The organism is Microcoleus pseudofavosus SVA1_A4, from assembly GCF_036700565.1.
Taxonomy (GTDB): domain Bacteria; phylum Cyanobacteriota; class Cyanobacteriia; order Cyanobacteriales; family Microcoleaceae; genus Microcoleus.
Window position 1 is genome coordinate 57,144 of the sequence record NZ_JAUBPE010000005.1, and the last position, 13,188, is coordinate 70,331.

11 protein-coding genes are annotated in these 13,188 nt (G+C 46.7%); 7 read left to right on the top strand and 4 right to left on the bottom strand.

Annotated elements, in window-relative coordinates:
- The first annotated feature begins 25 nt into the window (after positions 1-25).
- From secF to QUA02_RS03710, 3 genes are all read left to right on the top strand, one after another.
- Positions 26-994, top strand: a complete 969-nt coding sequence (secF, locus tag QUA02_RS03700) for a protein translocase subunit SecF (RefSeq protein WP_333025389.1) — start codon at positions 26-28, stop codon at positions 992-994.
- Positions 995-1,103: 109 nt separating this feature from the next.
- On the top strand, positions 1,104-1,484 hold the full coding sequence (locus QUA02_RS03705; protein WP_333025390.1) for a hypothetical protein: 381 nt from the start codon (positions 1,104-1,106) through the stop codon (positions 1,482-1,484).
- Between the two features lie 133 nt (positions 1,485-1,617).
- Complete coding sequence (locus QUA02_RS03710) at positions 1,618-2,811, top strand: RNA-guided endonuclease InsQ/TnpB family protein (RefSeq protein WP_333111826.1); 1,194 nt, start codon at positions 1,618-1,620, stop codon at positions 2,809-2,811.
- Positions 2,812-2,907: 96 nt separating this feature from the next.
- On the opposite strand, the gene QUA02_RS03715 is transcribed toward QUA02_RS03710, so the two are convergent.
- On the bottom strand, positions 2,908-4,392 hold the full coding sequence (locus tag QUA02_RS03715) for a sensor histidine kinase (protein ID WP_333025392.1): 1,485 nt from the start codon (positions 4,390-4,392) through the stop codon (positions 2,908-2,910).
- A 470-nt stretch (positions 4,393-4,862) separates the two neighbouring features.
- A complete protein-coding gene (locus tag QUA02_RS03720) occupies positions 4,863-5,108 on the bottom strand; it encodes a hypothetical protein (RefSeq protein ID WP_333025393.1) in 246 nt (81 codons plus the stop codon).
- A gap of 712 nt (positions 5,109-5,820) precedes the next feature.
- Between QUA02_RS03720 and QUA02_RS03725 the strand changes: the two genes are divergently transcribed.
- Positions 5,821-6,219 carry a DUF4342 domain-containing protein gene (locus QUA02_RS03725; RefSeq protein ID WP_333025394.1) on the top strand — a complete coding sequence of 133 codons (399 nt, stop codon included), beginning with the start codon at positions 5,821-5,823 and terminating at the stop codon, positions 6,217-6,219.
- A gap of 568 nt (positions 6,220-6,787) precedes the next feature.
- Here the strand turns inward: QUA02_RS03725 and QUA02_RS03730 are convergent.
- A complete protein-coding gene (locus QUA02_RS03730; RefSeq protein ID WP_333025396.1) occupies positions 6,788-8,173 on the bottom strand; it encodes a hypothetical protein in 1,386 nt (461 codons plus the stop codon).
- Positions 8,174-8,634: 461 nt separating this feature from the next.
- Here QUA02_RS03730 and QUA02_RS03735 point away from each other — a divergent pair, with 461 nt between their 5' ends.
- The 3 genes from QUA02_RS03735 (at position 8,635) to QUA02_RS03745 (ending at position 12,465) form a co-directional block, all read left to right on the top strand.
- Positions 8,635-10,230 (top strand): metallophosphoesterase family protein, encoded by a 1,596-nt coding sequence (locus QUA02_RS03735; RefSeq protein ID WP_333025525.1) that lies wholly within the window; start codon positions 8,635-8,637, stop codon positions 10,228-10,230.
- A gap of 157 nt (positions 10,231-10,387) precedes the next feature.
- Positions 10,388-11,116, top strand: coding sequence for a DUF3891 family protein (locus QUA02_RS03740; RefSeq protein WP_333025397.1), 729 nt, complete (start codon positions 10,388-10,390; stop codon positions 11,114-11,116).
- Between the two features lie 389 nt (positions 11,117-11,505).
- Complete coding sequence (locus tag QUA02_RS03745) at positions 11,506-12,465, top strand: YegS/Rv2252/BmrU family lipid kinase (protein WP_333025398.1); 960 nt, start codon at positions 11,506-11,508, stop codon at positions 12,463-12,465.
- Positions 12,466-12,608: 143 nt separating this feature from the next.
- Here the strand turns inward: QUA02_RS03745 and QUA02_RS03750 are convergent, their stop codons facing one another.
- A complete protein-coding gene (locus QUA02_RS03750; RefSeq protein ID WP_236506825.1) occupies positions 12,609-12,965 on the bottom strand; it encodes a hypothetical protein in 357 nt (118 codons plus the stop codon).
- Positions 12,966-13,188: the final 223 nt, after the last annotated feature.

Here is a 13,188-nt window from a genome sequence, read left to right on the forward strand (position 1 = left end):
CCGAACTTCCCTCTTCCTTCAAATTATGAAATTCAGTGTTATCAAACAGCGATCGATCTGGTGGAGTATTTCCGCCGCTATAATCCTCGCAGGTATAGTGTCGATGGCGATTTCTTGGACTCGTCCCGACATCCGCGCACCGCTGCGCCCCAGTTTGGACTTTATCGGCGGCACTCGGCTGCAATTTGAACTCGACTGCACGAAACCGGAAAATTGTAAACCGATCGATCTTGCTGCTGTCCGCGAAGTCCTGGACGCCCAAGGTTTGGCCGGCAGCAGCATTCAAGTTATCGGCAAAGAACAGCGCGGTTTATCGCTGCGCACGAAAACTTTGGATGTCGAACAGCGCACTAAGTTGCAAACAGCATTGAGCGATAAAATAGGCGCTTTTGCTCCTCAATCTACTCAAATTGATACGGTTGGACCTACCCTCGGCAAACAGTTGTTTACTTCGGGTTTGCTGGCTTTGTTGCTTTCTTTTGCTGGCATTACTCTTTATCTAACATTCCGATTTCAGTTGGATTACGCCTTTTTTGCTTTTGTTGCTCTCTTCCACGACGTATTGATCACGGTTGGTGTTTTCTCGTTTTTGGGTTTAGTTCAAGGAGTGGAAGTTGACAGTTTATTTGTGGTCGCGCTCTTGACAATTATCGGCTTTTCTGTTAACGATACAGTGGTAATTTACGATCGCGTGCGAGAAGTAATCAAGCTGAATCCGGGACAGTCGATCGATCAAATTGTCGATGATGCGGTCATGCAGACCCTGGGAAGGTCAATTAACACGACGATGACAACGCTGCTGACATTGTTTTCAATCTTTTTGTTTGGCGGCGAAACCCTCAAATACTTTGCTTTAGCTTTGATTGTCGGTTTTATTGCTGGTGCGTATTCGAGTATTTTCATTGCCAGCACGCTGCTAGCTTGGTGGCGCAGTCGCACCGGCAACTCCATCCCCGTCCCTGTAGAAGCCATCAACCCGTCAGACGAAGTTTAGTTGACTGTTAACTGTTAACTGTTGACTATTGACTGTTGACTGTTGACTGTTGACTGACAAATAACTAATGACTAATAACTAATGACTAATAACTAATGACTAATAACTAATGACTAATGAAAGCGACCCAAATTTGCAAATCGAAGTCCAAAGGCTTCACAAACTAACAGTTTACGGTCGCTGGTTAACTGTGATACTGCTGTGGATTAGCGTCGGTTCTTTGAGTATTTGGGGTTTGCGCCACGAAATCGCTTTGTGGTTAGAAAACTTCACTTGGGCTGCGGTGCGCTACGGTTTATCTTTTCACCGCTGGCCGACTCTCGGTTTGGGTTTGTGCTTGGGGATGACTTTAGCAGTGCTAACTTGGCAAAGTCGCAATAGATTGCGAGGATTGCCCCTGCGGGAAAAACAGGGTTTGGAACAACAAGTGCGCCGCATTCGCCAGCGGGGGCCGAGTCATCCTTTGTGGAAGTGGGTTTGCCGATTTTGATCGGAATTTACCAGAAAAATTGGGTTTAAAGCCCCGTCCTTATAGGACGGCTTTAGTTTCTATAAAGTGTAAAGAATGATTAAACATACGCATTTTGTAAACATAGTGTTTCGTAATACGGTAAGATATTTGAATGATAACATTAGAGTTTAAGTTGAAAGGCAAAGCGAAGCAATACCGAGTCATTGACGAGATGATTAGGACGGCTCAATTTGTCCGAAATAAAACTCTTAGGTATTGGACAGAGAATCAAGGGGTTAAGTTAGTTAACCTGTACAAACAATGCGCCATTATGGCAAAAGAGTTTGAATGGGCAGGTAAGCTTAATTCGATGGCACGTCAGGCTTCTGCCGAACGTGCCATTTTTGCTATCCAACGTTTTTTGGCTAATTGCAAAGCCAAGAAACCAGGAAAAAAGGGATACCCGCAGTTCAAGAAACACACTCGTTCGGTCGAATACAAAACGTCAGGATGGCTACTTTCTACCGACAAAAGATGTCTGACATTTAAAGACGGTTTTGCTGCTGGGAAGTTTAAGTTGATCGGTAATCGGGATTTGCATTTCTATGCGCCTGACGAGATCAAACGAATCAGAGTTGTGCGTCGTGCCGACGGCTACTATGCCCAATTCTGTATTAACGTGGAGCGAAAAGAGGAGCCTATTCTCACTGGTAAAGCTATTGGGATAGATGTGGGATTGAACCACTTTTATACTGATAGCGATGGTAAGACGGTTGCCAACCCTCGCTATCTTCGTAAAAGTGAAAAAGCTTTGAAAAGATTGCAGAAGCGGATTTCTCGAAAGAAGAAAGGTTCTAGCAATCGAAGAAGAGCGCTCAACAAGTTAGGAAGAAAGCATCTGAAAGTCAGCAGGCAGCGCAAAGACTTCGCCATTAAGACGGCGTTGTGCGTGGTAAAATCTAGCGATTTTGTAGCCTACGAAGATATTCAGGTGCGGAATATGGTGAAAAACCATAAGCTTGCCAAATCAATTAGTGATGCAGCGTGGTCACAATTTGCACAATGGTTAGAATACTTTGGAAAAGTGTACGACAGAACAGTAATTGCTGTTGCACCTCAGTACACTTCTCAAGACTGTTCAAGCTGTGGCAATACTGTCAAGAAAACACTTTCAACTCGCACCCATATTTGCGGTTGCGGTACGACATTGGATCGGGATCGTAACGCCGCAATTAACATTTTGGGAAAAGGTTTGAAGCAAGCAGGAATCACTTTAAATACGGTGGGGTACACCGAAATTAACGCTTGGGGACAGACCGATCTCTACTCGTTGGTGGCAGCATCAACGAGCAAATCAACTGATTGATCCAAGAATCCTCGCGTCTTCAGACCGAGGAGTGTCAACAAGAAAGGCAGCTATCTAGAAGGCATTCGGCAGAATACTGGAAGTATCGATAAAAACTCAGGCAAAGCGAGGCAAAATTTGTGCTGGAGAAGACTGTTGAAGAGGAATTTCGATCGCAAATTCTGCTCCTTTTCCCGGTTCCGAAAAACACTTCAATTCGCCGCCGTGTTGGTTGACGACAATTTCATAGCTAATCGACAGTCCCAAACCGGTTCCTTGGCCGACCGGCTTAGTAGTAAAGAAAGGGTCAAACAACCGCTTCCGAACATCTTCTGTCATCCCCGGGCCGTTGTCATAAATCCTAATTATTACCTTTTTTCCCTCGATTAACTCCGTGCGAATCCGAATGGCAGGAATCAGGCCGGTAGAGTTAGACATTGAAGATTGAGTGTTTGCATGGCAAGGCTTTTGCTCGCTTAATTGCGAATTATTCTGGCTTTTCCCATCAATATTTCCGTGTTTGTTCCACTCAATAAGAGCGTAAATGGCATTAACTAAAATATTCATAAATACCTGATTGAGTTGTCCTGGATAGCACTGCACCAGCGGCAAATCGCTGTATTCTTTGTGAATTTCGATCGCCTCCTGCCCGGGTTTCCCTTTAAGCTGGCTTTGCAAAAGCATAATCGTGTTGTTGATACCGTCGTGAATGTTGACCTGCTTCATTTGAGCTTCGTCTAACCTGCAAAAATTTCGCAGCGACAAAACGATATCGCGCACTCTTTCTGCACCTTGCTGCATGGAATTTAACACTCTCGGCAAGTCTTCCAGCAAATAATCGAGTTCGATTTTTGCTGATTCCGCTTCAATTGCTGCGATGGATTCGGGACAGTGCTGCCGGTAGATGTCCAGCATCCGCATTAAACCTTGAGTGTACTCTTTAGCGTGGTGCAAGTTGCTGTAGATAAAGCCGATCGGGTTGTTAATTTCGTGAGCTACTCCTGCTACTAATTGCCCCAAAGAAGACATTTTCTCTGTTTGAATTAGTTGAGTTTGAGTGCGCTGAAGTTCCAGCAGGGCAAGTTCGAGCTGTTGGGCTTGATGCCTCAATTGTGCTTGAGATTCCCGCATCGCCACGGTTGCTAACTCGTGAATTTGCAACTGAGAAAGCAGCAGTTGGTGCACGTCTAAAAGTTTGTAAGTTTCCGGTTCTACTTGTACTACAATGGGTTCGTGGATTAGTTCGGGCGATCGCTCCAAAGACTGCCGCACTGCCGTCATAATTGAGGTTTGGCGATCGAGAACCAACATATCAGTTTTAGTAAAGCGGTAGAGTATGAACAAAGGCTGTTGAGAAAATAACTCCAAGCTGTAGGGGCGGCTCATGTGTTCAAAATAACGCCGCCGCGAAATCATCCCTATAAACTTTCCTTGCTGAGTGATGATGATGCCGGGAACTAAAGGGTTTGCTTGAAAAATTTTAGCAACTTCGTCCCCCTGACACTCAGATTCTAGGAAAAAGTCGTACAGGGTTAATTCCTGTAGAGTCGATCGCAAACCAAGCCGCGATTTCAGGGGACTCAACCCGTCAGTTTCATACACTGCTCCCTCCTTTGGTAATTGGCAGTTACGGTTGGCTGCTGGAGTATTGCGTACTATTTGGACTGCATTTTTGATTCTTTTTATAGCTGAGAAATCAACTCTACTCGGCTCGATCTAATCCAGTTAATGCAGCAGGATTTTTTTTGCCTAAAATCGTGCTGTGTCACCCGAAACGATATTGCAGGTTAGATTAATTTAACAGCATACACCCCTTTGAAACCTGGCTATTTACTAAATTTTATCTATCCAAGATTTTACTAATCCGAATATAGCAGTTATAACTACCTTTAATGTTTCCTGAGATTAATCGGGTTCCGATTGATAGACATTTGCGACCTGTGACAGTACATTTGGTATTACCCCTTGCGTAAAATTATATTACAATAAGACAAGAATAGCGACAAATCGGCAGGCGATCGCCCCAAGAGAGCATTCAGGCAAAATCGGTTTCGGGGAATTGCCAAGAAATGTCACTTGTCAGTTTTTTCGGACAAATGCCGATCGCACTCAACCCGGGGATTGTATTGCAGGTAGTCTCCGAGCCAGCGACAGCCGACGGCGAGCAATTTGTCAAGTTCGGTAGCTTCCACTTTAGCAGTATCGAGACTCCAAAGCTTCACCGACGAATTTTTCCCGGCAGATGCTAAAGTTGTGCGATCGCAACTAAAACTCACGCTCCACACATCCGCTTGATTTCCCTTAAAAGTTGGCAGCAAAGTACCGTCGGGCCGCCAACTTGATATTCAAATTCTGTCGCTGGCAAATCGGACAGGGGAAATAAAGAGGAAGCAGAAGGAAATAATTCTATTTTACCCGATTTTTCCCCAACCTCAACTTCAATTTGAGGAAGTTGGTTTGGTTGCGATAATATTTCGATCGTTATTATTTCTCCTCCCCTTTTATTTTAGGCAATTCTCATTAGAAACTCTAAGATGTTGATTTGAGGAACCTCGGGGGGTCGGGTTTGGTTTGGCGATCGCACTGAGCTAAATTGAAATGATATCTGAGGAAAGTAAGCGACGGTTTCCATGTGCGATTTGCCGAACTAAATGTGCTAACTCTATAAACGGCGGGGCGATCGCACTTTCAGTACAATGTCAGTATTTCAACCTGTACACCTATTGAGTCGAAGTCTCTGAGAGTGTGAATGTCCGTCTAATCCTTTGGCTGTCTGGATCGGAGGTTTTTCAATGGAGGGACGCTGCGAGGGCGATATGGAGACAGTCAACCGAGCGGCACAAGGGGAGTCGCCAGCTAACGCCCGCAGAGGAGGGATTTGAGCCTCTCGCCGTCAAAGATCGAGAGAGAAAACCACGACAGTACCAACAGCAATATCACCCAAAAGAATGATTGATCGACAAAAAGTTGCGTGTTATTATTCTCAATAATTCTATACAAAAATACTTTTACCTAAAAGGAGAACAAAAAATGGACACACCTACAGATCGCTTACAAGAACCGGTCGGGGCAAGAGAACTCGAATCAATACCTGTATCTGAAAAAGTTTCTGCCGAAAAAGTTACTCAGGTTAATTTTGAAACGACTCATGAAGAAACCCCTGCTTATACTCAGGAAAAAGTTAGCGTCGAGGAGTTGAAGATTAACGGCAACGATTTGGTTGCTAAAGTTAAAGAACTGATTCACGAAGGCAATATCCGCCGCATCATTATCAAAAATGAAGAGGGACGGATCTTGGTAGAAGTTCCTCTGACGGTGGGAGTAGTCGGCGGAGTCATCGGTGCGGCCTTGTTTCCAGTCATTGCAGCAGTAGGAGCGATCGGTGCATTAGTCGCTCAAATGACCATCATCATTGAAAGAACAGATTAAAAAAACTCAGTTGTCAGTAATGCTGATGTCGGGTTAGTTTCCCGTAATAAAACTTGTTTGTAGGGAGGACTTTAGTCCTCTCTTTATGAATGAGAAAAAACTTGCATTCATCACTAAGTAGGTGGAAACTTACATCTTGCACCATTCTCGATCGCACAGGCTTCCGGGCTGTTCGACAAAGAGTGAATCTTGTGGGGCTTTGCTCTGAGCAACGCCCATAAAAAGCTTATTGAGAGTGGTGGCAGATTTTAGTGGAAATAAACATTACATGGGGAGGGCGGGTGAGAGCACTCCTCTACTGGCTTGTATCATAGATTTTAACTGGCACCCGCCCTTACAAGATACTATGGTTTTTTGCGCTTACCTACTTACGAATGTAAGCGGTAAGGTGCTGAGGTTGCACCATACATATAGAGGTTCTGCGGGAGCATCCCAATTTGGTAAAAAGCGTTTTTTAGGAGCGCTCACGTCGTCCAAATATATTGTTCTGATGCAACCGTCCATGATGTGAAAGTAAAAATGGGATGCTCCCGGTTCTGCGATCGCGAACCGATAGTGCAAACATATCCTAAGAAACAGTTTGGTGAGCTAAACTAACTTTCCCTAAAGCCATCTTCCTGCTGTCAAAGAGTTTCATAACCCCGGAGGAAATGGTCTCGATTACATCGGGAGCGCAGTAAGACAGAAACTCTTCCGACGAAATATGACCGGCAAAAAAATCTTGAGCTTTCTTCAAAAAGTTTTCAGTTTCAGCAAAGCCGATAGATTTGATAATAAACGTAGCTACGGGAGAGTTTTTAATATCATAGGGAGATTCTTGATTGCGTCCTATTGCTAACAAATTTAAAACCTCTTTTTGCAACTGACTTTCTAAGGCGTAGGCGATCTGTCTGTTGGGCAAGTAATCCTCCAACACCGATGTTTTAAATCCAGGTGCGCGCAATTCTCCCATCATAGTTGAAAGCGGAATATCGCGCCCCAAACGGTAGGAAAGGGCTTCTAAAATGGCGATGGTAATTAGCTTGATACCCAGATAAAGTTTAGCAACTGCAATATTTTTTCGAGTTTGGGCAATCAGGTTAGCGTAGGTTTCATCGTCCGGCTCTTGCATAAAGTGCTGGAAAACCAGTTCTGGTTTGAGGAAGTTCAAAAATCCTTCCATCTTTTGCAAAGACCTGCGATATCCGGCAACAGTATAGGAATTGACATTGCTCAATTCGTGGTTGGTTTCCGGCATCAAGTTCCAGGTATTGTCTAAGAAATTAGAGGAATTTAAAGAGGCAAAATTCTCTACATCCCGATTTGCTAACCTGACAGAACGCTTGACAATTTCGGCGGTTTCGGCATCAGTCCATCCGAAATTAAAATCGCGATTTATACTTACCAACCGCTGGTGCAAAAGTTCGATCGCGCTCAAACCGCTGGGCGAAACCGGACGAAAAGGAATAGTAGCTTCGATGCAAGCGGCGATTTCGGCGATCGTACTAGCTGGCAAAAAAGGCTCCAAAGATTTGCCAGCAATAACGGCACTCAAAAATTCGTTTTGGCCGGCAAACGGAGAGAGAGTCTTACCGGGAGCAAACCCAAAGACTGAGGCCACTAGCTGATATATGGTATCGTCGGGCAGTTCGGTTTCATCTCTAATAACTAACAGCGATCGCACTTCTTTGACAAAAGGACAAAGGGCGCTGCTAATATTGAAACTAACGCCCTGATCGACTTGCACGTATACAAGGTCGTGAAACAGCGCAGCCAGCACCTCGATCGGATCGACTGACCCCCCGACTTCAAAAATGTGTTCCGACGTGTGAAAGTAGCGCCAAGGCCCCCTCATAGTTTGAATAATTAGCTCGGCTATCTGCTCCAGCTTCGGAATGTCTACTCGACCTCCCAACTGCTCGATCGAGCTTGCCAAACAATCCAAACACCGTTTTTGTTCTCCGAAAAGCTCCATTTACGCACCTCCCGTGCATTCCCTGATTGTCTTGCGCTTGATTGAATGGTATCAAAACGCGCTGCGATCGTGCCATCGCTTTCTCCTCAAAACTTGCAAATGTCAACAGTCCGATCGAGGCGTAAAAGGCAGAGGGGAAGAGAGGGAGAGAGGGAGAGACCGAGAGGGAAAAATTAAAAATTAAAAATTTGCGGCGATTCCCGGAACTAGGGCGATCTGTATCATCCGTAACAGTAGATTTGACCCGTTAGTTAAGAACCGCAAGCTGGCTAAATCTCAAAAAAATCCGGTTTCTAAAATCGATCGGGGGTCGCTCAAATCTCGGACCAGCAGAAACCGGATTTCCCGCGCGCGGAGCGAGCGACCGATTTTCAGCTTTTAGAGAGATGCAAAAACTCGATCGATCGCTGCAATATTAACTAGGAACTCAGCAATTTGGGAGAAGAGGTGAATTGAAATTCGTGTCCGACCCGCGAATAACAGTCAAAATCCGCAAAATGAACGAGCGGGTGCGGTGGCAAGAACAGTCGATCGCCGATCGGGGAATAGACCAAACTCGGATGGTTTTGGAATCTCAAACCACCGACTCTCCAGAGTTTTCGTTTTTAGTTGCAGGCGACAGCGGCACGGGCAACCACCGCGGCCACAACCCCCAGCGGCAAGTGGCCGAACTGATGCTCTCCGAGCGCGAAACTTGCCGTTTCGTCCTCCACACGGGCGATGTAGTTTATCTCGTCGGTTCCAGCGAATATTACTTGCAAAACTTTATTCGCCCCTACCGAGAATTTATAGTCGGTGGGGAGGAGCCATCTCGGATTGCTTACGATCGCATGGTGTTTAATTTTCCGTTTTTGCCCGTACCGGGAAACCACGACTATTACGACTTGCCCATAGTCTACGGCATTCTGTCGGCGACAGCTTTGCCGCTGCGCCGGCTGTTGGGTTCCAAGTTGGATCTCGATGTGGGCTGGCACGGTTCCGATCGCGGAAATGCCTACGCTAAAGCGTTTCTCGACTACCTCAAAGCTCACAAATTGCCGGGAGAACTCGATCGCCACCTAGACGCCCACTACACCGCCAGCACCAGCACCGGCCGCTGCATCCGCTACCAACCCGGACGCTTTACCCGCTTACCCAACCGCTATTACACGTTCCGCAGCGGCGGCATCGACTTCTTCGCCCTCGACTCCAATACCTTCAACGAGCCCTTGCCGATCCCGAAAACCAAACAGGGCGACATTCGCCGCCAGAATTTGGAACTCGATCGCCAGAAGTTGGAACAAGAAAAATTGGCAATGCTCGAAATGTGCGATCGGCTGAACCCCGAAATTCCCGAGGAAGCCGAACAGCTAGACGACTTGGCCGCCAAATTAACGCAAGTTGACGAAATGCTGATGGATATTGACAAACAACTGTCGCCCGACAAAACAGCCTCCACGGACGTTGAACAGCTCGAATGGCTGAAAAGGCGGCTGATTGACTCTTGGCGCGATTCAGAGGTGCGGGGGCGGGTAATTTACCTGCACCATCCCCCCTACGTGACCGAGGCGACAAAGTGGAATCAAGCTCAAACTTTGGCGGTTCGGTTGCGGTTGCGCGAGGTGCTCGACGGGGTGGCGGATGCAGTTAGGGAGGCGGCGCGGGGTCGTCCGCTAGTAGATTTGGTGCTGACGGGGCACGCCCACTGTTTGGAATACCTGCGGACTGGGGATACCGGACACGGCGACTCTGGGATAAATTGGATTGTCTGCGGGGGAAGCGGCCACAGTCTCCGCCGCCAGCGCCCGGAAGGGCCGGTGTTGCAGGAAGCATCGAGTCCTGAAGCTTATCGGTTGGCGCGCGAGGGCGGGCGATCGCAAAAAGGCGATCGGCGGGTAGCGGAATCTTTGCTGTATGTCGGCCGCAGCGGGCAAGGTTCCCACAAACGCCGTCCTTATTCGTGTTTGCGGATTGATGTTCTCGACGGGTGTCCCCCGAAGTTCCGAATCCGACCTTTGGTTGTCGAACGATTTGAGGGGAAATGGCAGGATATCTCGATCGAACCTTTTGTGATTTAACTTTCGTTTTTCTGCAAGTCTCGATCGCCTTAAAAAGGTGGACGCAAGTTAGTAGTGCGCCTAACAAGTTAGTAGGGTGCGCATTGCGCACCCTACATAATTAGTGCGATCGATCTTTCCACAAAATCAAACCCACTTAATTCAGGACAAAAATTCAATGATTGCTAACTTAACCGCCACCGGCTGGGAAATTATTTACCACCGCGCCCACGCTTTGCTCGCGGCGCAACTTGGCGGACAGTGGAAGCGCTCCAAATCTCCGCTTCGCCTGTATGAAACCATCGCAGCGATTTCTCATCACGACGATTTAGAGAAAGAGTGGGAAGAAGATATCTTGACTGAAGCGGGCGCGCCTTTAGATTTTACCTTGCAGGCGGAAACTTCTGTGCCGAAAATTAAAGCTATGACCCAGAATTCCCTATATCGCGGTAGGTGGGTAGCCATGCTGATTTCTATGCACATGAGCTATCTCAATGAAGGAAACCGGGGAGAGTCGAAGGAACTCGACGATTTTTTGGACGAACAACTCGAAAATCAAAAAAAGTGGCGCGAGGAGTTGAAAATTTCTAAGGAAGAGGCAGAATCAGCTTATGCTTTTTTCCAGTGGTGCGATCGGCTATCATTAATTCTTTGCAGCCGCGAGTTGCCCGCCGGAGAACGAGCTTTAGAAATTAGTGTCGGCCCGGACGGCAAGCGCTACGATATTGTACAGAACAGCAACGAACTCGTGACTGTAACTCCTTGGCCTTTTGAAGAGGATAAGTTTACTGTGAACGTCGAAGCGTGCCATTTGGATAAAGTCAAGTTTGACAGCAACCAGGAAATTAAGGAAGCGCTGCACAAAGCTCCGCGCGAAGTCTTAGAGTGGACTTTTGTCAAGTCTTAATTAAACCTCTGAAAAATAGGTGATATCATCTCCGGTAGCATCGGAATTATGTAGTGCGAGCGGGACGCTCGCTAGCCACATTGCGAGCGGGACGCTCGCAGTGACATCATCCAAATATATGATTCCGAGGCCACCGGAAATGATATGAGGGTTGTTGTCGGAGTTGGGCGGGCCTTGCATTTGTGTAAATTTAAGGTTACAACCATGTCTAAATAAGGGTTATAGTTGAGTCTCGATACCCCCTAACCCCCCTTAATAAGGGGGGGAGAAGAACACTCAAAGTCCCCCTTATTAAGGGGGATTTAGGGGGATCGAAACTTCGATACAAACGAAAAAAATCGAGGGTTTCAGTTCAGCCATTACCTATTACCCATTACCTATTACCAAACATGAAACGTTCAGCTTGCCTAATTTTCAATCCCGTCGCCGGCAACAGCAACCCCGACCAAGACTTAGCTAGAATTCAGGAACTTTTAGAGCCTTTTATTGACTTAGACATTCGGATGACAACCCCAGAAGTAGACGCAGATCGAATCGCCCGCGAAGCAGTTGCTAGGGGAGTTGAGGAAATTATTGCTTCCGGGGGTGACGGCACATTATCCGCAGTTGCTGGGGCGATTGTCAGCACAAATATTCCTTTAGGAATTATTTCGCGGGGAACTGCTAATGCTTTTGCTAATGCTTTAAACCTTCCAAATACAATTGAAGCCGCCTGCGAAACTATTGTGGGAGGGTTGACGCGGGTGGTGGATGCGGCACTTTGCAACGGTAAAATGCCGATGGTTTTGTTAGCTGGAGTGGGTTTTGAGGCGGAAACCGTCGAACTTGCCGATCGCGAAATGAAGAATCGCTGGGGAATGCTGGCTTACATTTTGTCAGGAATTAAACAGTTAAACAATTTAGAAAGATTTGAAGCGGAAATCGAAACAGAAGATAAAATTATCAGCGTTACTGCTGTGGCGGTGACGGTAGCGAATGCAGCGCCGCCTACTTCCATTTTAGCTCAAGGCCCGGCGGGGATTATTTTTGACGACGGCTTGCTGGATGTGACGCTGGTTGCGCCTCAGAATAAAGCTGGGGCGATCGCAGCTTCTTATCACCTATTGCAAACAGCTTTGAGCGGCAATCCTACGGATCGCGACGACATCGGTTATTTGCGCGCCAAAAAAGTAACAATTAGTGCCGATCCTGCTCAAAAAGTGGTTGTAGACGGGGAAATCTGCGGCATGACTCCGGTTTCTATTGAGTGCGTTCCCGGAGGTTTAATTATTTTTGTACCGCGAGTTGAAGAAGAGCCACTCATAGAAAAACTCACCGGTTTAGCGGACCTCGAAGTTACATTGAAGTAGAATTAGCTTGTAGAAAAATCCATTCCGGCGGTTAGAAACCGCGTCTGCAAAAATCAATTTCGGCGGTTAGAAACCGCATCTACACCAACAAAGTCCCAGCAGAGGGGGACTGGGAGGGAGACCGCAGGGGCGGTCTTTTGTTTTTAGGCTTCTAAGATTTGGCGAATGCGGCGCTCCAAAAGTTCGAGATCGAGTCCACCTTCATCGCGGCTGATGCGGCGCACGGTGACGTTAACATTGCTCAAATCGGCCAGCAAATCTTGCAGTATTTCTTGTTGTTGGCGAGCTTGAGTAATTTCGCGCGGTTCCTGCACCAAATCGCGGACGATCGTATCTTCAGCGCGGGAAGCAACGATCGGGTCTGCTTCGCCGTCTACGTGCACGAAAGTGCGCCGTCCGGGGCCGCGTTCTGCTTCGATGGGGATTACTGCTGTTACTTTGTCCGATCGTACATATTTGCCAAATCCTAGGTGGACTAAGACGGAAGATTGTATTTTCATAGATAGCAAGATTTATTTGTTAGTTATCTATATTTTAACTTTTGCGCTCTGAGATAACAACTAATATCAGAGCTTTTTATACTACAATATGTGTCGGTTTTTTCTCTGTTTTAAAGCTGCAAAACTTCGGAAAGTATGCTAATATTTTTGGTTAAATTTCCGCAGTCTGATTTGGCACGCTCCGATATTCCGACAGGGGTTAAAACCCCTGCATCAAAGCTAA

Excerpts from the sequence above, each read along its gene's own strand:
- QUA02_RS03740 (WP_333025397.1), top strand. The coding sequence starts at position 10,388 with ATGATTGCTAACTTAACCGCCACCGGCTGGGAAATTATTTACCACCGC.
- QUA02_RS03750 (WP_236506825.1), bottom strand. The coding sequence starts at position 12,965 with ATGAAAATACAATCTTCCGTCTTAGTCCACCTAGGATTTGGCAAATAT.
- QUA02_RS03730 (WP_333025396.1), bottom strand. The coding sequence starts at position 8,173 with ATGGAGCTTTTCGGAGAACAAAAACGGTGTTTGGATTGTTTGGCAAGC.
- QUA02_RS03710 (WP_333111826.1), top strand. The coding sequence starts at position 1,618 with ATGATAACATTAGAGTTTAAGTTGAAAGGCAAAGCGAAGCAATACCGA.
- QUA02_RS03705 (WP_333025390.1), top strand. The coding sequence starts at position 1,104 with ATGACTAATGAAAGCGACCCAAATTTGCAAATCGAAGTCCAAAGGCTT.
- QUA02_RS03725 (WP_333025394.1), top strand. The coding sequence starts at position 5,821 with ATGGACACACCTACAGATCGCTTACAAGAACCGGTCGGGGCAAGAGAA.
- secF (WP_333025389.1), top strand. The coding sequence starts at position 26 with ATGAAATTCAGTGTTATCAAACAGCGATCGATCTGGTGGAGTATTTCC.
- QUA02_RS03745 (WP_333025398.1), top strand. The coding sequence starts at position 11,506 with ATGAAACGTTCAGCTTGCCTAATTTTCAATCCCGTCGCCGGCAACAGC.